Source organism: Bradyrhizobium sp. CAR08 (assembly GCF_052871955.1).
Map to the genome: position 1 here is coordinate 14,439 of NZ_JBIXJX010000032.1, position 20,117 is coordinate 34,555.

A 20,117-nucleotide genomic window follows, 5' to 3' on the forward strand; every position below is an offset into this window, starting at 1 on the left:
CTCTCCGGAAGAATCCTGTCATGACCGAATCTCTCGCCGGCGGCGCTGCCGCCGCGCCGCTCTCGATGCGCGCAGCTGCAACTTTCACCTCCGCCGCCATCAGGGCCGCGCGACAGCTCGTGATTGATCTCCAGCGCGGCCGTCGCATCGATGCCACTGTCCTGCGTGGCGCCATGGAAGCCGCCTTCGGGGCTTCCGATGCCACTGGCATCTGGAACTGGAAGACCGCCTATGATGTCTGCGAGGCCGCAACCGTCCTGTTCCTTCGCAAGTTTGGCCCGGCCATCCGGACCAAGGCCGGCTCGCCGGCCGCGATGCTGCCCATGCTCGCGAGAATCGCGCGCTGTCTGCCGACCCACACGCGGCGCTCGGAGGACAGCCAGGCCCTTCAGCAATTCTCGACGCCGATCCCGCTCGGGCTTGCCGCATGCACCGCGGCCGGCATCACGCCGTCCGATCGGGTATTGGAGCCCTCTGCGGGGACCGGCTTGCTCGCCATCTTTGCCGAGCTCGCCGGCGGCACCTTGGTATTGAACGAGCTGGCCGAGATCCGCGCGGCGTTGCTCGACCAACTGTTTGTCAACGCTGAGGCCACGCGGTTCGACGCCGCCCAGATCGATGATCACCTCGATGCGAGTGTCGTACCGAGCGTCGTCCTGATGAACTCGCCGTTCTCGGCATTGGCGAACGTTGATCGACGAATGGCGGATGCGGCGCTCCGGCACACCGCTTCTGCCTTGGCGCGGCTTTGCGACGGCGGGCGTCTGGTTGCCATTACCGGCGCAAGTCTTGCGCCCGACAATCCGGCATGGCGAGATGCGTTCGTTCGCCTCCAGCAGCGCGGGCGCGTGGTGTTTTCTGCCGCCATCGACGGGACCGTTTACGCCAAGCACGGAACGCAGACTGACACACGACTGCTTGTGATCGACAAGTTGCCCGCCGCAGATCCGAAACTCCTTCCGGCTTCACTTGGCATGTCCGGCGATGTCGCCACCTTGCTTGACTGGGTGACCCAGTATGTGCCGCCGAGGCTGCCGATCGCGACGCCGATAGCGGTCGACGTCGTCAGGCGCCCTGCAGTATCACGAGTGGTCGGCGCATCTGCGCCACGCCCATCGTCCGCTTCGAGCCGCGTATCGCCCGAAGGCGTAGAACTGATCTACGAGACGGTCGAATGGTCGCCGCCCGAACGCGCCCGACTGACCGACGCCCTTTATGAGGAATACGCATTGCAGGCGATCCATATTCCGGACGCGCATGCGCATCCGACGAAACTCGTGCAGTCTGCCGCGATGGCCTCGGTCGCGCCGCCGAAGCCGTCGCACCGGCTACATCTGCCGGCCAATGTCGTGGCGGATGGCATCCTGTCCGACGCCCAACTTGAAAGCGTCATCTATGCAGGCGAGGCCCATTCCGAGTTTCTTGCGGGATGCTGGGCGGTCGATGCGACCTTTGACGTGGTGACGGCCGCACGCCACGATGCAGAAACTGCCGTCCGCTTCCGCCGCGGCTGGTTCTTGGGCGATGGCACCGGCGCGGGCAAGGGTCGGCAGGTCGCAGGCATCCTTGTCGACAACTGGCTCAAGGGCCGCCGCCGTGCGGTCTGGATCAGTAAATCCGACAAGTTGATCGAGGACGCGCAGCGCGACTGGTCCGCACTCGGCATGGAGCGGTTGCTCGTGACGCCGCTGTCTCGCTTTCGTCAAGGCACTCCGATCAGGCTTTCGGAAGGCGTCCTTTTTACCACCTACGCTACGCTGCGCACCGATCAATGCGGCGAGAAGCTTTCGCGCGTGCGGCAGATCGTCGAATGGTTGGGCTCCGACTTCGACGGAGTGATTGTCTTCGACGAGAGCCACGCGATGCAAAACGCGGCGGGCCGGAAGGGCGAGCGCGGCGACCAGGCGGCCTCCCAGCAGGGGCGCGCGGGCCTGAGGCTCCAGCACGCCTTGCCGAATGCCCGCGTCGTCTATGTCTCCGCAACCGGTGCCACGACGGTCCACAATCTCGCCTATGCCCAGCGGCTGGGATTGTGGGGCGGCGCCGATTTCCCGTTCTCTAGCCGCGCCGAGTTCGTCGAGGCGATCGAGGAGGGCGGCGTCGCTGCGATGGAGGTGCTGGCGCGCGATCTCAAGGCGCTCGGCCTCTACGCGGCCCGCTCGCTCTCTTACGAGGGCGTCGCGTACGAGCTCGTCGAGCACGAGCTCACCCCCGAACAGGTTCGCGTCTATGACGCCTACGCCGGCGCGTTCAGCGTCATCCATAACAATCTCGACGCGGCAATGCGGGCCGCCAACATCACGGGCGAGACCAGTACGCTGAACGGCCAGGCCAAATCGGCCGCGCGATCCGCTTTCGAGAGCGCCAAGCAGCGCTTCTTTGGCCACCTCCTGACCTCGATGAAGACGCCGTCACTGATCCGCTCGATCGAGCGCGATCTCGACGCCGGCCATGCCGCCGTCATCCAGATCGTCTCGACCGGCGAAGCATTGATGGAGCGCCGGCTCGCCGAGATTCCAACGGAGGACTGGGGCGGCGTCCAGGTCGATATTACCCCCCGCGAGTATGTCCTCGATTATCTCGCCCATTCCTTTCCGGCCCAGCTCTACGAGCCGTTCACAGACTCGGAGGGCAACCTCTGCTCCCGGCCCGTCTATCGCGACGGCCAACCGGTCGGGAGCCGGGAGGCCGTCGCACGTCGCGATCGGTTGATCGAGAAGCTCGCCTCGCTGCCGCCGGTGCCGGGGGCGCTGGACCAGGTCGTCCAACGCTTTGGTACTGACATGGTCGCCGAGGTGACCGGCCGCTCGCGTCGTATCGTTCGCAAGGACGACCGGCTGGTGGTCGAAAACCGAGCCGCTTCGGCCAACCTCGCCGAGACGTCGGCCTTCATGGACGACGTCAAGCGCATCCTCGTGTTCTCGGACGCTGGCGGCACGGGGAGGAGCTACTATGCCGAGCTGTGGGCGCGGAATCGCCGCTTGCGAGTCCACTATTTGCTCGTGCCCGGTTGGAAAGCGGACGCCGCGATCCAGGGCCTGGGCCGCACCAACCGGACCAACCAAGCGCAGCCGCCGCTGTTTCGTCCCATTGCGACCGACGTGAAGGCGGAAAAGCGCTTTCTCAGCACTATTGCCCGCCGGCTGGACACGTTGGGTGCGATAACGCGCGGCCAGCGCCAGACCGAAGGGCAGGGCCTGTTCCGGCCCGAAGACAATCTCGAAAGCCACTACGGCCGTGATGCGTTGCGTCAGCTCTATACGCTACTCGCGCGCGGCAAGGTCGCGGGCTGCTCGCTCAAGAGGTTCGAGGATGCGACCGGCCTGAAGCTGACGGATGCCAATGGGCTCAGAGATGACCTGCCGCCGATCACGACCTTCCTGAACCGGTTGCTGGCGCTCACGATCGATCTTCAGAACATACTGTTCACCGTTTTCGAGCAGCTCTTGACCGCACGGATCGAGGGTGCGGTCGCGTCAGGTACATATGATGTCGGGTTGGAAACGCTCCGCGCCGAAATCTTTGTCATCACCGACCGGCGCACGATTTATGTCCATCCGGGCACCGGCGCCGAGACCCGGCTGCTCACCATCACCCGGCGCCAGCGCAACCATCCTGTGGGTCTGAATGACGCTCTTGCTCGTGTCTCCCATCGCAACGCTGCCCTGCTGATCAATGAGCGCTCGGGACGAGCCGCCGTGCAGGTCCCCGCCCCGAGCTTCATGCTTGACGACGGCGAGATCGAACGGCGCGTCCGCCTAATCCGGCCGATGGAGCAGCATACGATCCCCCTGAATATAATGGCGGAGAGCCACTGGATCGAAGCGGATCGCGAACGTTTTGCTACGGCCTGGCTGGCAGAGGTTGCCGAAGTCCCCGAGTTCACGGAAAGCACGATCCACGTCGTGGCGGGCTTGCTGTTGCCCATCTGGAAGCGGCTGCCGAACGAATCGACCCGGGTCCATCGGCTTCAGACCGACGCGGGCGAGCGCATCATCGGCCGCAAGGTCTCGGCGACCTGGGTCGCGAACGTCCTTGCGGCGAACGCGCCGGCGTTGACGCCGGACGCTGCCTTTGCCGTGCTCATGGGGGGACGGACCGTCCTCGAACTTGCGGAGGGGCTCCAGCTTCGCCGCGCCCGTGTAATGGGCGCGCACCGCATCGAACTCTCGGGCTTCATCGACACGATGCGCGAGCGCTTGCGGGCTTACGGCCTCTTCGGAGAGATCATCTCCTGGAAGCTGCGCATGTTTGTGCCCACGGACGCGAGCGGCGTCGAAATCCTGTCGAAAGTGCTCGACCACTATCCGGTCGCGCGCATCAGTGAGCGGGAGGCCGCCTGATGCCCCGCGATGCCTCCGAGCTGGCACGCCGCCTCGCGCGCGACGCCGAGGCGGTGTGCCGACACTATCTCTCGAATGGCAAGCGGGCGGGCCGGTACTGGGTGGTCGGCGACGTCCACAACACTGCGGGCCGCTCGTTGTTTGTGCGACTTAAGGAGTCGCCGAAGGGGCCGGCGGGCAAGTGGGCCGATGCCGCAACAGGAGAACATGGTGATCTCCTCGACGTCATCCGTGAAAGCCTGGGACTGCGCGACTTCCGCGAAGTCGCCGAGGAGGCAAGACGCTTTTTGAAACTGCCTCGCGATGAACCGGAGCTCGTCCGAAGGACTGTTGGTCCGGCAGTACCGGCCGGATCGCAAGAGGCGGCCCGTCGGCTCTTTGCGATATCCAGCCCGATCGAGGGGACCATTGCCGAGGCATATTTGCAGCGTCGCGGCATAGCCCGAGTGCACCATGGTGGCAGTCTGCGTTTCCATCCGCGCTGCTATTATCGCCCCGATGAACGGCTGCCGACCGAGACTTGGCCGGCGATGATCGCCCGCGTCACGGACCTCGATGGTCGGATCACCGGCGTGCACCGCACCTGGCTCGATCCGGATGGCTTTGATCGTGTTCGGCTGGGCAAAGCTCCGATCGACACCCCGCGACGCGCCATGGGCGACCTTCTCGGCAATGCCGTTCGCTTCGGTGTGGTGGACGACGTGCTCGCGGCCGGCGAGGGTATTGAGACCATGCTGTCGCTGCGTTTCGTGCTGCCGAGCATGCCGATGGCAGCTGCGCTCTCGGCCAATCACCTCTCAGCCATGATGCTCCCGTCGAGCCTGCGGCGTCTCTACATCGCCCGCGATGTCGATGCCGCCGGCGATGCGGTGCAGTCTATTCTCAGCCAGCGCGCAGCAGACGCCGACGTTGAAGCGATCCCGCTGTCGCCACGACTGGGCGACTTCAACGAAGATCTGCATGTCTTCGGTCTCGATACCCTCCGAGCAGCCTTGCGGTTTCAGCTTGTGCCAGAAGACGTCGTTCGCTTCCTGCATTCGTCGGCGGTCGCCGCGGAATAGCTCCCGGTCTTCGATCGACGTTGATAGGCCAGTCATAGGCGAGGCCAATACCGGAAGAGGACGCGACCTCGGCCTTCTAGAGGGCGATCGGACGGCAGCCAGCCCGGGCCGGCAATGGCTGCGTCCGGCCATTTTCCGCCGCGCGCCGGCGATGTGAAGACACATCACGCGTTTGGCAGCGCGCTTTGCATCGCGAAGCAAAATAGCCGGCCTCCGCCATCCTCCGCTGTCGCTGCGGCCCTTTCGGGTTCTGGCCCGGTCCGCCCGCCGTCAGAGGATCGCCACGAAGGCCGCGATGGTCGCGGCCGATCCGGCAAAGGACCTCTTCCCATGACTGACCATGACGACATTGAACCGCCGCATGCCTCTTCCCCAACCGACCACGTCGTCACCGAATTGCAGCTCTTCGGCCATCGTCCCTTCGACGACCAGCCCGATCCAAGACCACTCCCCGAGGGCAAGATCATCGCCGGCGCCGTGGTCGATATCTTTGACGCCCTTGTTGCGACCCTGAACGACACGCGGCTTGAACCGGACCTTAACGATCTGCTCTGGTCGACCGTCAACGTGTTTCATCGGGCCCTCGACCGCATCGAGCGCCACCTCGACGACAACGAGCAGGCTCAGCACAAGAGCCAGCGCGAGCAGAACGGCTCCGAAGTGCGATCGGTCGAACTCGAGCGCCTGACGGCTGAAGGGATCACGCTGATCGAGCGCCGCAACTGCCTGGAGCTCTTCCGCGACCAGGCCATCGAGCGATTTGAGGTCCACACCGGCTCGGCCTGGCGTCCTCGGTCTGGATCATTGGTCAATCACCGAACGCTCACCGCGGCAATGATCGACTCCCGTGACTTCATCGCAGCAAAACGCCGCGCCGAGACTGAGGTCATGTTGCCGGCGGGGCCGAAGATCGCACTCACTGGCGGGCTCGATTTCAACGACCATCATCTGATCTGGGATCGGCTCGACAAGGTTCATGCCAAGCATCCCGACATGGTCCTGCTACATGGCGGCTCCCCGAAGGGCGCTGAACTGATCGCCTCGAAATGGGCGACCAGCCGCAAGGTGCCTCAGATCGCCTTCAAACCCGACTGGACGAAGCATGCGAAGGCTGCGCCGTTCAAGCGCAACGATGCCATGCTCGAACTCCTGCCGATCGGCGTCATGCACTTCCCGGGCACAGGGATACAGGACAACCTCGCCGATAAGGCGAAGCGCCTCGGCATCCCGGTTTGGAGGTTCGGCGGCGCGTGAGCGCCGTCGGACTCGACTTCGAGACAACCGAGCCGGAGTTGCACGCCGCAACTCCGCCTCGTTTCGACTCCATATCGAAAGTTGCGCCGTGGTGGTGGTGGAAGGCGCGACTGATAGATCTATGCACATGGAGCCACCACCATGCTCGCGCTTGGGCTTGTTCTCAACACATTTGGCATCGGATTGTTCTGCTGGCTGTTCTTTGCGCTGGCGATTTATGCCTTGCCGTTCTTTGTCGCACTCAGTGCCGGGATGTTTGCGTTTCGCGATGGCGCGGGCGTATTCGGCGCACTGCTTATCGGAATTGCTTCTGGTGCGCTGACGCTTGCCGCTGGTCAGGTCGCCGTCGTCGTCAGTCGGTCCTTGACCTTGCGCGTGGCGATCGCAACCGCGTTCGCCGTCCCTGCGGCAATCGCTGGCTATCATGTGGTGTTTGCCCTCTCGCAGATCGGGGTGCCTTCGCTGGCTTGGCGCGAGGCCTTCGCTTGCGGAGGTGCGGTTTGCATCGGCGGCACGGCGTGGACGCGCTTGACCGTTTTCGCGGAGACCCGGAGTCGGCTGGCGTAGTGGAGAAGATGCCGCAACCAGTTCTCACAGCCGCGCCGCATGAGCGATGATGCTTCCTGGCCATCATCGAGCAAGGTCGCACAGGGCGCCACGTTGAACGAGGGGTCGTCGAGCTTGAGCGAGAAGTAACAGCGTTTCTCCTCGGAGCGCTTTAAAAGAGCACTACCAATCTCTGTCTGGCCCACATAGCTGCGGTGGAGCGGCGCGCCGCGCTCGGTCATTCGTTCCGGGACGATACCGCCCTTTGCGGCAGATTGTTTCTCTTTCTGCGCCGAACCGTACCGGCCTCTGTTCAGCACAACCGAGATTCGCCAAGTCTTCTCCTTAAGATTGCGGTTCAGCACGCGGACTACGTTGCCTCTTTGATGGCTTGATCTGGCCGAAGACCGGCTGCGCCTCGATCGTCTGAGCCGCAACGTCGTTGATGCGACTTTCTTCCCCTGGGCTTCGCCCATTCCTCGCGAGACAAGAAAGTCGCCACAACGACGTCCTCCGCTGCGCTGCGGCCCGCGAGCGGGTGCGTCGCCGATCATCTTCGGCCTGCAGATCGCCATCGAGGCCGCGGTGGTCGCGGGCTCGAAACACAACAGGAGAAGAGACATGGCTAACATCGGTTCCTTCAAAAAGGTCGGCAACGATTTCCAGGGCGAGATCATCACCCTGAGCTTGCAGGCCAAGGGCGTGCGCATCGTCGCCGAGACCAACCGCTCCAACGACAACGCTCCCAGCCACCGCATCTATGTGGGCCGGGCGGAGATCGGGGCAGCTTGGTCGAAGCGCTCGGAGGAAGGCCGCGACTACCTCTCGCTCAAGCTCGACGACCCCTCGTTCAACGCGCCGATCTACGCGAACCTGTTCGATGAGGAAGGCGAAGGCTACACCTTGCTCTGGTCGCGGCCCCGCAAGAATGGAGAGTGAGGCTCACTATCGCCCCGCCCGACGACCTCGGGCGGGGCTCCCTCTTGGGGAAAAGCCGACTGAGCAAAGCTGCAGCCGGACCGGCCTGGTCGAGTTGATTTTCGAGTTTAAGACACGCACTTACATCGCGCTTGTCCGCGTGGCTTGAACTCGCCCAATGCTATTGCTTCTTGGAACTTAGACGCGGTGACTTGCGACCTTTAGGCAACGTCTTGGGTGTCGCCGCTCCCTTGGGTGGCTGAACAAAGAATTCAGATAAATGAACGCCCAGCGTCTCGGCGAGCCGGTCGAGAAGATCAATTGTCGGATTCTCAGATTGCCGCTCAAGGCCGCTCATATATGAACGGTCGATCCCGGCATCGTAGGCCAGTTGCTCTTGCGGAATACCGCGATCCACGCGGATCCGGCGCACATTCCAGGCAACGAGCGCACGAGCTTTCATGCGCTCAAACAGCCATTAGGCAGACCATCAAACCACTGGCTATAACCGAACTATTTTGGTAAGTTTCGCTTACAATGCAGATTAGCGAAGTGCGCGCATAAGCCTACATGACGAAGCCACCGTTAGATCCCGATGTCGCCGATGTCGCGCCGCATGAGCCGGTGCTGACGACCTATGACGAGCAACATCTCGTGACGTATTGGCGACTTCTTGATGCCGAAACCGATGGCGCAGATTGGAAAGAGGTAACCCGGATCGTGTTGCACATCGATCCGGATCGCGAACCTGCTCGCGCCCGCAATGCGTTTGATAGTCACCTAGCCCGCGCAAAATGGATGGCAGACCACGGCTACCGTGACTTGCTTCGCGGCGGCGCGCCTAAATAGCAAAATCTGTCATGAAGAATTCGCACTCGAGAACAGATTTCCTCGCTGACGCGTGATCGCCTGCAGGCATCACGCAATGCATAATTGGCGACTTCCGCAACAATCCCAAGCTTCATAGACATTGCGCCGCAATCGACTTACAGCAGGGGATCACAGCAATGTCCGAGTTCGACTGGCGCTCACCGGAGGCGTATCAGCATGCTATCAAGTCGGGCGAGATGGCGGATTTCGCCTGGGAGTCACTGCGGCGCAGCTCCAACTATCGGGCTTCCTATCGTAAAAATCGATCGCAGATGAGTTCCGAATTCCGAAGGAGATGGGGCGTCTGCTTTCGCCCATGACCCGCAGGGGTCCTTTCACCAACAGACTATCTTCTGGGCACCTGAGGCGTTGCCGACGGTGGTGCCGGTCGTTCGCAGCGCGTCCGGCTCAAAAGCGGTCGGCGCGGGGCTACAGCTTGCCGACCTTTCATCGGGCGCCATCAGACAGGCATCTGACGGTTGGCATGCCGTATTGCGCCTTCAAGGGGCACAACATCATCTCTGGCTGAAAGAGGCGCCGCAGTTTGGTGTCTCTTATGCGGCCGAACTGCCGCTCGATGCGGACTTTGAGATCCGCGCCCACGCCTCACATCGGCTGTGGCGCGCAATCAACGGCCGCCCGCCGGGACCTTCCCTTCATCAGCTTTCGGCGCAGCGGCGCGAACGACTCGTCTTGGTGCTGCGAGCGCTCGATGGACACATGGAGGGTGCTTCCTATCGCGTCATCGCCGAGGTGCTGTTCGGCCGGAAACGCATCCCTGAGCACGCCTGGAAAACCCACGAATTGCGCAGCCGGACCATCCGCCTGGTGCAGGCTGGCTTGGCTCTGATGCGCGGCGGCTATCGCGCATTGCTACGTCCTTCATCTCGCAAGGAGTAGAGCAGGGGTGCCGAAAATCATCACTCGATCTTCGGCATCCCCCTAGGCACGCTGACTGCGCCATCGTGACCGTCGACGCGCGGCCCGAGCCGGCCGCGCTCCAGACGACCACGGAGCCTCGCAAATGCCCGATCCGAACGCAGGCCTGCCGCCGCGATACCTGCGCACGCCCGAAGCGGCGCGCTTTCTCGGACTGTCCGGCCGCACCCTCGAAAAGCACCGCACCTATGGGACAGGCCCGACCTACCGCAAGCTCGGCGGTCGCGTTGTGTATGCGATCGAGGACCTGAAGGCGTGGGTTGACCGCGGCGCCAAAACGTCCACCAGCGATCCCGGCACAGGCACGGTTCTGCCCGCGAAACGGCACACACCCGTTCCGTATGCCGGCAAGGAGCGGCGCTGACCCATGCCGGACAGCAACTCCACTGCAAGCAGCAGGCGCCAATCAGAGCGCGACCAGCTCGATCTGTTTCGCGCCCTCCCGGGCGATCTGGCGCCACGGGACGCGCAAGACCTGATGGCGTATCCGTTCTTTTCGCTGGCAAAGTCGAGGCGCATTGTTCCCATCGATTTCCGCGCAGGCACCATCACCATTCGTGTCGAAGCCGTGCCGGAACATGGCATGGCGACGATCTGGGACGCGGACGTTCTGATCTGGGCTGCCTCGCAGATTGTCGAAGCCCGTGATGCCGGCCTGAAAACGTCCCGCCTGATGGCAGCGACCCCTTACGAGATCCTGACCTTCGTCGGCCGCGGCACCAGCGTGCGCGACTACGACCGCCTGAAGGCTGCGCTCGACCGGCTGCAATCGACCACTGTGATGACATCGACCCGCCAGCCGAGCGAACGGCGGCGGCATCGCTTTTCCTGGATCAACGAATGGAAAGAGACTGCCGATCCGCACGGGCATGCCCGTGGAATCGAGCTGATCCTGCCCGATTGGTTCTACACGGGCGTTCTCGATGAAGCGCTCGTGCTAACGATTGACCGCGCCTATTTCGATCTGACCGGTGGATTGGAGCGCTGGCTCTATCGCCTCGTCCGCAAGCACGGCGGCCGTCAGAATGGCGGTTGGAGCTTCGATCTCGTGCACTTGCATGCGAAGTCCGGCAGCATGTCGCCGTTCAAACACTTTGCCTACGACCTGCGTCAGATCGTCCGAAGTCAGACATTGCCAGGCTATCGGCTCATCATCACGCATCATCCGAATGGCGCAGAGCGATTGAATTTCGCACCAGTCCCCATCGGCCCGTCGAGCAAGCGACTGCGCAAGCGTGGCCTCGTCCTTCCTGCTGGGGATAAGCGGTGAATTCGCTCGTGCTATCAGGGACCAGAGCGCTCGTGCCATCGGGGACGCGATGCTCGTGCTATCGAGGACCGGAATCAGAGCTAAGGTTCTGCGGCGCCGAGATTTCCTGCTCCCGTAACTTTACTAACGTACTAAAACTAACTTCTTGTTGTGAATCAGGGAGTTGTGAACAAGTCGGTCGTGCGTGCAACGAGGATGCCTCATGCGCTTATGCTGTCACGCGCAAGACCTTCCTGCAATGCGAATCCGTTCTCCAAGATGCGCGCGCGTCCGCGATCGCGCGCAAAATCACGGAATCACCAGCATCGGCAGCACAGCATCACGCTCGTCGCCTTCCTTTGCGGCAGCTCGCTCGTCGAGGAGAACTCGCTAACGTCCGTGGTTGGCACGACGCCAACCAGATGCCGCAATCTGGAGAATGGGCAGTCAGGCTAGTCAGCGCCGTGCATGATGGCCTCACAGCTCTGCATGAAGCCGCCCGCAAGAAAAGTTGCGATCTCACCCACATCCCCGTCCCCTCGGACGCCGCTCCGCCGTGGCGGAAGGAAAAGGCGCGCGAGGAAGCGGCTGGGTCGCGGAGGGCCTTAAGTCGCCGCAGCGACCCGGCCACGCTTGCCGCCGGCGCCAAACTGGAAGGTGGCGCCACTAGTCCAGATCTTGTGCAGCAGCACGGCGAACGCGCGCGCCACTGCGGTCGCCGCGCGCATCAGACCCTTCTTCCTGGCCAGCCGCACGCCCCACAGCCGCAGCTTAAAGGTCTTCGGAATGCGCGTGAGGATCGCGATCGCCGCCTCGTAGAGCATCGCCCGCGTCAGCTCGTCGCCGCATTTGGAGATGTTGCCGATCCGGTCGGTCTGGTCGGTTTGATAGGGCCGCGGCGTCAGCCCGAAACCGGCGCCGAGATTGGTCGACTTCTTGAATCGCGGCGGATCATCGACGGCGGCGCGAAACGTCAGCGCCACGCGGTGCAGTTTTGCCAACTGCTGTCGCATGGCGCTGCGGGCGTCCAACAGCGGCGCCACGATCGCTTCCAATTCCTTCTTCCCGGCCAAGAGATCGCGCACCCGCGCATCAAAACGGCCGACCGAGATCTCGCCGACTTTGAAGCCGAACGGGCGCAGCAGGCCGCGGATCATGTTCTCCATGTCCAGAACCTTGCCGAGCATCGCTTTGCGCGCGACCAGCAGCGCCAGCAACGTCTGTGCGCTCTCCGACTTGACATGAACCGCGCGGAACAAACCAGTGCGCATCATCTGCGCATTGTCTTTTGCGTCGTTGCGGGCGGTCTTCTTCAGCATCGCGTTCATCGACGCCTTGGCGTGCCGGTTCTCGATGCAGATCATCGGGAGCCCCTTTTCGGCAACCGCCGTGAACAGCCAGGCGCTGAACGAGAACGCTTCCAGGCCGACGCGCTTGAGACGAATTCCCCACTCCGCCAGCAACAGTTCGATCGCGTCCGGATCGGTGTCCAGCTTCGCCTCCCTGACGACCTTGCCGTCGTCGACCACACAAATGTTCGTCGCCTCCCGCGACACGTCGAGCCCTGCATAGAAGTCCATCATGCCCCTCCGCTGCCGACCGCCGGAACGCACCGTGCGTTCCGTTCGCGAAGCGTCGCGAGGCATCGTCGTCGCAATGCGGCCGGCGAGGGGGCACCGGTCAGTACCCCGGCTAACCCGCTCTCCTTCAGATTCCTTCTAACGAATTGGAGCCACTCGGCAGCGATCCTTAGCAGCAGCACGAGCGCTGCAACGCTTGGACAACGCCGATCATCGACGCTTCATCGCAACCGTTCTGCCGAAACCAAAGCTCTGACGTCGATGCGCTGGCGACAGCGCACCCGTTGGCATGTCCGAAATTCCTCTCAAAACTATGGAGTGGCCGGGTGAGCGATCTCACAACTGTTGAACTCTTGTGGCTCGAGAAGCGGATCGAGAACCGAATCCGGTTCGGCAAGCCTGTATCGGAGAAGATCATTGACCAGCACCGGCGCATTCTCTCGTTTATGCCCGGCAGCATCTTTGCGTTCGTGCGCTGGTCGTCCAATGACTTCGGAACCATCCTGTCTCGCATCGACATTCTGCGCGCGATCACACCGGGGCAGCGGTATTCGACTGTGCCCTGGGTCAGCCCCGGCGGCGAAAGCCTGCTGCGACTGGCGGGCTGGCGAAAGGTCGAGCGCGTTCTCCAGTTGATCGACGCCGTCGAGTCACTCGGCATCGAACCTGCCGATGCAGCGCCCGAGTATTGGCATCACATCCACAACCGTCTTTCCGTCAACGAAACGCCACGACCTTATACGCGTGCGCGCCACCAGGCCTGGCTCCACCGGCGCAGGATGGTGTTCTGATGGGACGGCTAAGGATCATCCTTGCGATATGTGGGGCCACAACGCTCGGGCTTTGGCCGGTCACCGACACCTCACTATCGTACATCTGGAACGCTTCCGAAAGTGTGCCGATCGGCCTCTACCGTTTGCAAGGGACCGCACGATTGCACATCACAGAGCTCGTGGCCGTTCGGCCACCAGAGCCGCTTGCGAGCTTCCTCGACTTCAACGGCTATTTGCCGAGCGGTCTTCCGATGCTCAAGCGCGTGCTGGCGTTACCCGGACAAACCGTCTGTAGAACGGGACTCACAGTCGTCGTCGACGGCATCGAAATGGGCCAGGCACGCGAGCGCGACCGCCGTGGCAGGCAATTGCCGGCCTGGCAGGGCTGCCGGGTCGTCGCTGAGGACGAGGTCTTTCTCATGAACTGGCAGTCGGCGGTGTCCTTTGACGGCAGATATTTCGGACCGCTCCCGATATCGGCCGTCATCGGGCAAGCGGTACCGGTGTGGACCAGGGAGGACTGACAAATGCCGGCATTGCTCCACTGGGTTGCAGTTTCTCTATTCGACCGATCGCACTGTCATTCCTCCATCCCGGCCGAATTGTCGGCAATCGGCGCGCGTCGCCGCCGTCTCGCGCCGGCTCAGCGCCGGCCGGGAAGAGCTCTGTCCTTGGCGGCTGTCCACACATTGCTATCTCGAGCCGCTGCTTGCTTCTTGGGAATTCTGCTGACGTTCGGAGCGCCATTGGCCGGCAGAGCGGAGGCTGGATCGCGCGCACCCGCTGCGCGCTCCTCAAACCTGCTTCCAGACCCTGCATACGCCGCGTTCGTGACTGAAGCCTCGCATCGGTTCGCGGTCCCGGAGCGTTGGATCCGTGCTGTCATGCAGGCCGAAAGCGGTGGTGATCCGCACTCCATATCACCTCGCGGAGCGCTCGGGTTAATGCAAATCATGCCCGCGACCTGGGTCGAACTGAGCGTTCGTTACGATTTCGGTATCGATCCGTTTGATCCTCACGACAACATCATGGCTGGGACAGCGTACCTTCGCGAGATGCTCGATCGTTTCGGATCAGCAGGGTTTCTCGCAGCCTACAATGCTGGACCAAGACGGTACGAGGAGCACCTGGCCACCGGTCGAGCGCTTCCGGATGAAACACAGATCTACATCGCTACACTCGCACCATTGATCGGTATTGAGCAGCGCAACAGCGGTGGTTCGGCTGCCAGACGCTTCGCCGCGTGGCAGCAAGCGCCGCTCGTTGTTGAGCGGTCCAAGAGCTTATCGGCTGACACCAACTCGGCATCCGGTATCCGCACGATGAATTCGTCGAAAGCAGCGCCTAGGGCGGGTGCAACTGCACTCGTGCCTCGCGGGACGGGCCTGTTTGCGCTGCGATCAGACGAGGTGCAGTCCCGAATCGCAATCGCATTTCGTCGCATGATGTCGAAGCCAGTCGCAACCTTGAGAGTGGTCGGCAGAGAGCTGGGAGTGAGCGACCGGGGAGGGCAGGGTAAAAGCCGCAAGGTGCGGCCGGTCGGTCGGGGCAGGAATCACCAGCAAATTCAAATCACGCTGCAAACATTGCCAATGTCCAGCAAACCTTGCGACGTTCGGCAACGCGCTATTTTGGTTCAGCTTTCGACACCCTGCGGAGCTGACGATGGCCGGTAACGATGATTTCCGCGTCCGTCCCGGCCGCATCCGCTCGACGCGCCCGGCTCGGACAAAACCGTTCCTGGCGCAGGCCCTCAAAGCTGCGCAGAAGGCCGGCGGCCTCTCACATGGTGGCCGCAGCCATGGCAGCACGTTTGGGCGCGGCCGCGCGGCGAGCCTTGCCGCGACCCGGCTCCTCAATAACCGTGCCCGCAGCGCCATCGTCAAGGCGCGTGTTGTGCGCCGGATGCGTTCGCCAGGCGCCCTGCGTGCCCATATCGGTTATCTCCAGCGCGACGGCGTCACCCGCGACGGAGCACCCGGCAAGCTCTTTGACGCTAGCGGCGATGAGGCCGACGGCCGCGCCTTCGCCGAGCGCTGCGAGGACGATCGGCATCATTTCCGATTCATCGTCTCGCCCGATGATGCCACTGAGCTGGAAAGCTTACGAACCTTCACCCGCGAACTGATGGATCAAGCTTCGCGGGACCTTGGCACCAAACTCGATTGGGTGGCGGTTGATCATTGGAACACGGAGCACCCGCATATCCACGTCCTCGTGAGGGGCCGTGGCGATGACGGCAAGGACCTTGTCATCAGCCGGGACTATATCTCGAAGGGCTTGCGCGCCCGAGCCGGGGATCTCGTCACGCGTGAACTCGGCCCGCGATCAGAGCTGGAGATCCGCCGAAACCTGGACAGGGAAGTGACGGCTGAACGTTGGACCAGGCTCGATCGGGTGCTGGCCCGGGAAACAGGGGCGGCGGACGGGGTCATTGATCTGCGGCCGGACCGGGAAGCCGCGCGCGACCCGTTGCGTGAGATCCGGATTGGAAGGATGCGCAACCTCGAGCGGCTGGGCCTGGCCGAGCCGGCCGGGCCGGCGCGCTGGGTACTGGCGGCTGACGCGGAGCAGCGCCTGCGAGAGCTCGGGGAACGCGGCGATATTATCAAGCGGCTGCACAAGAGCCTCACAAAGGATAGCGTCACACGCGCACCGTCGTCCTGGGCAATCGAGGGCGAACGCCATGGCGAACCCGTGATCGGCCGCCTTGTCGCACGTGGGCTTGACGATGAGCTGAGGGGTTCGGCCTTCGCCGTCGTGGACGGTATCGATGGGCGCGTTCATCACCTGAAGCTTCCCGAGATCGAGGCGGCTGGTGACGGGCCGGTTGGCGGCATTGTAGAGCTGCGGCGTTTCGAGGATACGAGGGGCCGCCAGCGGATCGCGCTGGCCGTCCGCTCAGACCTCAATCTTGACCAGCAGGTGACGGCGGATGGGGCGACCTGGCTCGATCGCCGACTCGTCGCGCGTGAGCCGGTCGAACTCTCCCGCGCTGGTTTCGGTGCCGAGGTCCGCGACGCGCTCGACCGGCGGATCGACGTGCTGGCGGAGCAGGGGCTTGCCCGCCGTGACGGCGACAAGATCACGGTTGGCCGTAACCTGATTGGTACCCTGCGCAATCGCGAGCTCGAGACCGTGGGGCGGCGCTTGGCCTCCGAAACCGGGCTGGCGCATTTGCCTGCGGAGGCAGGCGAGTCGGTTTCGGGGGTTTACAGCCGGAGGCTATCGCTCGCCTCCGGCCGCTTCGCCATAATCGACAACGGCCTCGGTTTCAAGCTCGTGCCCTGGTTACCGTCGCTGGAGCGTGAACTGGGCAGGCAGGTGAGCGGCATTGCCGGTCCTGGCGGCGTGGATTGGAGTTTCGGCCGCAAGCGCGACCTCTCGCTCTGACCCGCCGATCTCCGCGCCAATCTGCGCGCGACTACGATGCCGAGCGGATCGCCGTTGCGCTAGTAGCACGCGTTGCCGCATTGCCTTGGTCCATGTCCGCTACAAAGATTGTCTGGAGCCAACTGATCGTCGTCTCGCTGGTCGTGCTCGCCTTCCTCTGGACGGCGACCCAGTGGACGGCCTGGCGTCTGGCCTTCCAGCCACAGCTTGGGCCCGCCTGGTTCGTGATCGGGCACTGGCCAATCTATCAGCCAGCCGCGTTTTTCATCTGGTGGTTCAAATTCGATGCCTACGCGCCCGTCATCTTCATGCAGGGCGCATGCATCGCGGCTGGAGGCGGAATAGCAGCCGTTGGCGTTGCCATCTTCCTCTCGGTCTGGCGGGCCAAGGAAGCGCAGAACGTCACGACCTATGGCTCGGCGCAGTGGGCGGATGCGCGAGAGATTCGACGTGCTGGGCTTCTTGGCCCCGACGGCGTCGTGCTCGGCCGCTTTGGCCGCAACTATTTGCGGCACAACGGTCCGGAACATGTGCTGTGCTTTGCTCCGACGCGCTCGGGCAAGGGCGTCGGCCTTGTCATTCCCACACTTCTGACCTGGCCGAGCTCCACCATCGTCCACGACATCAAGGGCGAGAACTTCCAGCTGACATCGGGCTGGCGCGCGCGCTTTGGCCCCGTGCTGCTGTTCGATCCGACCAATTCGGCAAGCGCCGCCTACAATCCTCTGCTCGAGATCCGCAAAGGCGACTGCGAGGTGCGGGACGCGCAGAACATCGCCGACATTCTGGTTGACCCGGAAGGGGCGCTCGAGCGCCGCAATCATTGGGAGAAGACCAGCCATTCCCTGCTCGTCGGCGCAATCCTCCATGTCCTTTATGCGGAAGCCGACAAGACGCTCGCCGGCGTTGCCAACTTCCTGTCGGACCCCTCGCGCCCGATTGAGACGACGCTGAGTGCAATGCTTGCAACGCCGCATCTGGGAAAGCGGGTTCATCCCGTGGTCGCTTCGGCGGCGCGAGAACTCCTCAACAAGAGCGAAAACGAACGTTCCGGCGTGTTATCGACGACGATGAGCTTCCTGGGGCTCTATCGCGATCCGGTGGTCGCCAGGGTCACGGGCAGATGTGACTGGCGCATCCGAGATCTCGTGGACGGACCCCGACCCATCTCGCTCTATTTGGTGGTGCCGCCCTCCGATATCGCCCGCACCAAGCCCTTGATGCGGCTTGTGCTCAACCAGATCGGCCGACGCTTGACCGAAACCCTCGATACCAACCGCGGGCGGCAGCAGCTGCTCCTCATGCTCGATGAGTTCGCAGCACTCGGCCGGCTCGACTTCTTTGAGAGCCAGCTCGCCTTTATGGCAGGTTACGGCATCCGCAGCTTTCTGATCACCCAGAGCCTGAACCAGCTCGAACGCGCCTATGGGCCGAACCATGCTATTCTCGACAATTGCCATATCCGGATCGCGTTCTCGACTAACGATGAGCGCACCGCGAAGCGGGTGTCGGACGCGCTCGGAACCGCGACCGAGATGCGGGCGATGAAGAACTACGCCGGGCATCGCCTCTCGCCCTGGCTCGGCCACCTCATGGTAAGCCGGCAGGAGACCTCCCGGCCGCTGCTCACGCCCGGGGAAGTCATGCAGCTCTCTCCTGATGAGGCGGTCGTGATGGTCTCGGGCGTGCACCCAATGCGCGCCCGCAAGGTTCGGTACTACGAGGATCCGCAATTCCAAAGCCGGATATTGAAACCGTCAGGCACAGGTCCAGCCGCACCGATCGCTCTGCCGGACGAGTGGTCAGGCCAAACGCCGATTCCGCCCTCTGTCGAGCTTCTGGCGACCTTAAAGCACAGAGCCCGGGATACGAATGGCGGTATTCGCCGCGAGCCGGAGCTACCGCAGCACGAGGAAGTTGTGATCAGCTCCCCGCTCGCCGAAAACGAGTTCGACACCGCCCCGGATGATGCCGACGCCGAGGTCGTGCAGGCAACGGCCTTAACCCGGTCGATGCAGGGCATGGCACGCACTGTCAGCCTCGACCCTGACGACAAAATGGGCCTCTGAGCGGTCGTCATGAAAAAGGTCCAGCTAAGCATCTACCTCGATCGAGGTATCTTCGGCAGCCTTGAGGCTCTGGCAAAACGTCACGGCAAGCCCAAGTCTCTGGTCGTCGAGGCCGCGATCTCTTCATTCCTCTCGCCGGACGACTCCGACCGGCGGGAGGCGGCCATAGCCAAGCGGCTCGACCGCATCGTACGCATGCTGGAACGGCTCGAACGGAATGACGGTGTCACGCTGGAGACGATCGCGTTGTTCGTCCGCTTCTGGCTGACGTCTACCCCGGCCTTGCCCGAGCAGTCGAGCCCAGCCGCGCGTGCCAAGGGCGGTGAGCGCTACGACCGCTTTGTCGAAGCTCTGGGGCGACGACTTTCCAGCGGATCGACGGTACTTAAGGAAGTGAGCATGGAATCAAGCGATCCTGGGAGTACTGCACCAGTCACAGGCGATCCCGGCTCTCATTGATCGGCCGACCGTCCTTTCTTTTCCTACGCCAGAACACAGCGCCGTTTCCTGTCGCTTGATATCGTTGCGCTACTGCCTTTCTATCGCCGTCACTAGTCATGAATCCATGCGGAGCGTCGGTGGCCCCAGACGGATCAGGACGGTGATGGATAGCGTGGTTTCAGTAACTTCAAGAAATTTGCCAGCGCAGGACTTTCGTTGTCTGCTCGCCAGTTCACAGAAAGCCCGATCCGCGTCGAACCAGCGCCATCCTGAACTTCTCTGTAAACGACGCCGTCGCAGCTCGTGCCAAGAGAGGATTCAAGTGTCAGTCCAATACCCGGACGCGCGCCAACCAGGCTCTTGATAGTTTCTCGGGTCGCATCATGCCATGCGATTTCAGGTCGATCTTCTGGGGACATGAGCTTTGCGATGAGACACTCGTGAATTGCAGGTCCGGGATCTCGGCGACCCAGCAAGAGAGTCTCGCCGCTGAGATCGGTCCACGAAACGGTTCGGCTTTCGGCCAATCTGTGGTCCGCGGGTAAGACAGCCAAAATGCGTTCGCTCCAGAGCGGCATCGACTTCGCTCCAGGCAGAGCTCGTTCGCCGGTCACAATTGCGGCGTCGACGGCCCGGTTGCGCAAGGCCGTCGTGAGACGGTCCCTCGAACGCTCAATCATT

The 20,117-nt window shown here is 62.9% G+C and carries 19 protein-coding genes; 15 read left to right on the plus strand and 4 right to left on the minus strand.

Going from position 1 to position 20,117, the window contains the following annotated elements:
- Positions 1–20: 20 nt before the first annotated feature.
- The 3 genes from ACIPUD_RS37415 to ACIPUD_RS37425 all read left to right on the plus strand — a co-directional run bounded on the left by ACIPUD_RS37415 (position 21) and on the right by ACIPUD_RS37425 (position 6,658).
- Positions 21–4,343: a strawberry notch-like NTP hydrolase domain-containing protein gene (locus tag ACIPUD_RS37415; RefSeq protein ID WP_446482683.1), complete on the plus strand. Its 4,323-nt coding sequence runs from the start codon at positions 21–23 to the stop codon at positions 4,341–4,343.
- Positions 4,343–5,404, plus strand: coding sequence for a DUF7146 domain-containing protein (locus ACIPUD_RS37420; protein ID WP_446482684.1), 1,062 nt, complete (start codon positions 4,343–4,345; stop codon positions 5,402–5,404). The genes ACIPUD_RS37415 and ACIPUD_RS37420 overlap by 1 nt, the downstream gene beginning before the upstream one ends.
- A gap of 330 nt (positions 5,405–5,734) precedes the next feature.
- The gene (locus ACIPUD_RS37425; protein ID WP_446482685.1) at positions 5,735–6,658 is read left to right on the plus strand and encodes an SLOG family protein; all 924 of its coding nucleotides are present in this window, start codon (positions 5,735–5,737) and stop codon (positions 6,656–6,658) included.
- 422 nt (positions 6,659–7,080) lie between these two features.
- Here the strand turns inward: ACIPUD_RS37425 and ACIPUD_RS37430 are convergent, their stop codons facing one another.
- Entirely contained in the window at positions 7,081–7,827 is a 747-nt protein-coding gene (locus ACIPUD_RS37430; protein WP_446482686.1) for a DUF736 family protein, read from the minus strand.
- On the opposite strand from ACIPUD_RS37430, the gene ACIPUD_RS37435 reads away from it, so the two are divergent.
- Entirely contained in the window at positions 7,826–8,143 is a 318-nt protein-coding gene (locus ACIPUD_RS37435) for a DUF736 domain-containing protein (protein ID WP_279692060.1), read from the plus strand. The two genes, ACIPUD_RS37430 and ACIPUD_RS37435, sit on opposite strands and share 2 nt — an antisense overlap.
- Positions 8,144–8,303: 160 nt before the next feature.
- Here ACIPUD_RS37435 and ACIPUD_RS37440 read toward each other — a convergent pair whose 3' ends face one another.
- Positions 8,304–8,585, minus strand: coding sequence for a helix-turn-helix domain-containing protein (locus ACIPUD_RS37440; RefSeq protein ID WP_377786195.1), 282 nt, complete (start codon positions 8,583–8,585; stop codon positions 8,304–8,306).
- A 107-nt stretch (positions 8,586–8,692) separates the two neighbouring features.
- On the opposite strand from ACIPUD_RS37440, the gene ACIPUD_RS37445 reads away from it, so the two are divergent.
- The 5 genes from ACIPUD_RS37445 (at position 8,693) to ACIPUD_RS37465 (ending at position 11,201) form a co-directional block, all read left to right on the plus strand.
- The gene (locus tag ACIPUD_RS37445) at positions 8,693–8,971 is read left to right on the plus strand and encodes a DNA -binding domain-containing protein (RefSeq protein ID WP_446482687.1); all 279 of its coding nucleotides are present in this window, start codon (positions 8,693–8,695) and stop codon (positions 8,969–8,971) included.
- A gap of 158 nt (positions 8,972–9,129) precedes the next feature.
- The gene (locus tag ACIPUD_RS37450; RefSeq protein ID WP_446482688.1) at positions 9,130–9,312 is read left to right on the plus strand and encodes a transcriptional regulator domain-containing protein; all 183 of its coding nucleotides are present in this window, start codon (positions 9,130–9,132) and stop codon (positions 9,310–9,312) included.
- 58 nt (positions 9,313–9,370) lie between these two features.
- Positions 9,371–9,892: a DUF2285 domain-containing protein gene (locus ACIPUD_RS37455; protein ID WP_446482689.1), complete on the plus strand. Its 522-nt coding sequence runs from the start codon at positions 9,371–9,373 to the stop codon at positions 9,890–9,892.
- Positions 9,893–10,016: 124 nt separating this feature from the next.
- Positions 10,017–10,295: a helix-turn-helix transcriptional regulator gene (locus tag ACIPUD_RS37460; RefSeq protein ID WP_377786201.1), complete on the plus strand. Its 279-nt coding sequence runs from the start codon at positions 10,017–10,019 to the stop codon at positions 10,293–10,295.
- 3 nt (positions 10,296–10,298) lie between these two features.
- The gene (locus ACIPUD_RS37465; protein WP_446482690.1) at positions 10,299–11,201 is read left to right on the plus strand and encodes a replication initiator protein A; all 903 of its coding nucleotides are present in this window, start codon (positions 10,299–10,301) and stop codon (positions 11,199–11,201) included.
- 584 nt (positions 11,202–11,785) lie between these two features.
- Here the strand turns inward: ACIPUD_RS37465 and ACIPUD_RS37470 are convergent.
- On the minus strand, positions 11,786–12,760 hold the full coding sequence (locus ACIPUD_RS37470; RefSeq protein ID WP_446482691.1) for an IS110 family transposase: 975 nt from the start codon (positions 12,758–12,760) through the stop codon (positions 11,786–11,788).
- 326 nt (positions 12,761–13,086) lie between these two features.
- Between ACIPUD_RS37470 and ACIPUD_RS37475 the strand changes: the two genes are divergently transcribed.
- The 6 genes from ACIPUD_RS37475 to ACIPUD_RS37500 all read left to right on the plus strand — a co-directional run bounded on the left by ACIPUD_RS37475 (position 13,087) and on the right by ACIPUD_RS37500 (position 19,454).
- Positions 13,087–13,551: a DUF2840 domain-containing protein gene (locus tag ACIPUD_RS37475; RefSeq protein ID WP_377786207.1), complete on the plus strand. Its 465-nt coding sequence runs from the start codon at positions 13,087–13,089 to the stop codon at positions 13,549–13,551.
- Entirely contained in the window at positions 13,551–14,057 is a 507-nt protein-coding gene (locus ACIPUD_RS37480) for a S26 family signal peptidase (protein ID WP_446482692.1), read from the plus strand. The genes ACIPUD_RS37475 and ACIPUD_RS37480 overlap by 1 nt, the downstream gene beginning before the upstream one ends.
- Before the next feature lie 3 nt (positions 14,058–14,060).
- Positions 14,061–15,209, plus strand: a complete 1,149-nt coding sequence (locus ACIPUD_RS37485) for a lytic transglycosylase domain-containing protein (protein WP_446482693.1) — start codon at positions 14,061–14,063, stop codon at positions 15,207–15,209.
- On the plus strand, positions 15,199–16,926 hold the full coding sequence (locus ACIPUD_RS37490) for a relaxase/mobilization nuclease domain-containing protein (RefSeq protein WP_446482694.1): 1,728 nt from the start codon (positions 15,199–15,201) through the stop codon (positions 16,924–16,926). The genes ACIPUD_RS37485 and ACIPUD_RS37490 overlap by 11 nt, the downstream gene beginning before the upstream one ends.
- Positions 16,927–17,018: 92 nt before the next feature.
- Positions 17,019–18,995, plus strand: coding sequence for a conjugal transfer protein TraG (locus ACIPUD_RS37495; RefSeq protein WP_446482695.1), 1,977 nt, complete (start codon positions 17,019–17,021; stop codon positions 18,993–18,995).
- Between the two features lie 9 nt (positions 18,996–19,004).
- Complete coding sequence (locus ACIPUD_RS37500; RefSeq protein WP_377786218.1) at positions 19,005–19,454, plus strand: CopG family transcriptional regulator; 450 nt, start codon at positions 19,005–19,007, stop codon at positions 19,452–19,454.
- A gap of 134 nt (positions 19,455–19,588) precedes the next feature.
- Here the strand turns inward: ACIPUD_RS37500 and ACIPUD_RS37505 are convergent, their stop codons facing one another.
- Entirely contained in the window at positions 19,589–20,116 is a 528-nt protein-coding gene (locus tag ACIPUD_RS37505; RefSeq protein WP_446482696.1) for a LysR family substrate-binding domain-containing protein, read from the minus strand.
- Position 20,117 lies beyond the last annotated feature (1 nt).

Excerpts from the sequence above, each read along its gene's own strand:
- ACIPUD_RS37415 (WP_446482683.1), top strand. The coding sequence starts at position 21 with ATGACCGAATCTCTCGCCGGCGGCGCTGCCGCCGCGCCGCTCTCGATG.
- ACIPUD_RS37420 (WP_446482684.1), top strand. The coding sequence starts at position 4,343 with ATGCCCCGCGATGCCTCCGAGCTGGCACGCCGCCTCGCGCGCGACGCC.
- ACIPUD_RS37425 (WP_446482685.1), top strand. The coding sequence starts at position 5,735 with ATGACTGACCATGACGACATTGAACCGCCGCATGCCTCTTCCCCAACC.
- ACIPUD_RS37435 (WP_279692060.1), top strand. The coding sequence starts at position 7,826 with ATGGCTAACATCGGTTCCTTCAAAAAGGTCGGCAACGATTTCCAGGGC.
- ACIPUD_RS37430 (WP_446482686.1), bottom strand. The coding sequence starts at position 7,827 with ATGTCTCTTCTCCTGTTGTGTTTCGAGCCCGCGACCACCGCGGCCTCG.
- ACIPUD_RS37440 (WP_377786195.1), bottom strand. The coding sequence starts at position 8,585 with ATGAAAGCTCGTGCGCTCGTTGCCTGGAATGTGCGCCGGATCCGCGTG.
- ACIPUD_RS37445 (WP_446482687.1), top strand. The coding sequence starts at position 8,693 with ATGACGAAGCCACCGTTAGATCCCGATGTCGCCGATGTCGCGCCGCAT.
- ACIPUD_RS37450 (WP_446482688.1), top strand. The coding sequence starts at position 9,130 with ATGTCCGAGTTCGACTGGCGCTCACCGGAGGCGTATCAGCATGCTATC.
- ACIPUD_RS37460 (WP_377786201.1), top strand. The coding sequence starts at position 10,017 with ATGCCCGATCCGAACGCAGGCCTGCCGCCGCGATACCTGCGCACGCCC.
- ACIPUD_RS37465 (WP_446482690.1), top strand. The coding sequence starts at position 10,299 with ATGCCGGACAGCAACTCCACTGCAAGCAGCAGGCGCCAATCAGAGCGC.
- ACIPUD_RS37470 (WP_446482691.1), bottom strand. The coding sequence starts at position 12,760 with ATGGACTTCTATGCAGGGCTCGACGTGTCGCGGGAGGCGACGAACATT.
- ACIPUD_RS37480 (WP_446482692.1), top strand. The coding sequence starts at position 13,551 with ATGGGACGGCTAAGGATCATCCTTGCGATATGTGGGGCCACAACGCTC.
- ACIPUD_RS37485 (WP_446482693.1), top strand. The coding sequence starts at position 14,061 with ATGCCGGCATTGCTCCACTGGGTTGCAGTTTCTCTATTCGACCGATCG.
- ACIPUD_RS37490 (WP_446482694.1), top strand. The coding sequence starts at position 15,199 with ATGGCCGGTAACGATGATTTCCGCGTCCGTCCCGGCCGCATCCGCTCG.
- ACIPUD_RS37495 (WP_446482695.1), top strand. The coding sequence starts at position 17,019 with ATGTCCGCTACAAAGATTGTCTGGAGCCAACTGATCGTCGTCTCGCTG.
- ACIPUD_RS37500 (WP_377786218.1), top strand. The coding sequence starts at position 19,005 with ATGAAAAAGGTCCAGCTAAGCATCTACCTCGATCGAGGTATCTTCGGC.
- ACIPUD_RS37505 (WP_446482696.1), bottom strand. The coding sequence starts at position 20,116 with ATGATTGAGCGTTCGAGGGACCGTCTCACGACGGCCTTGCGCAACCGG.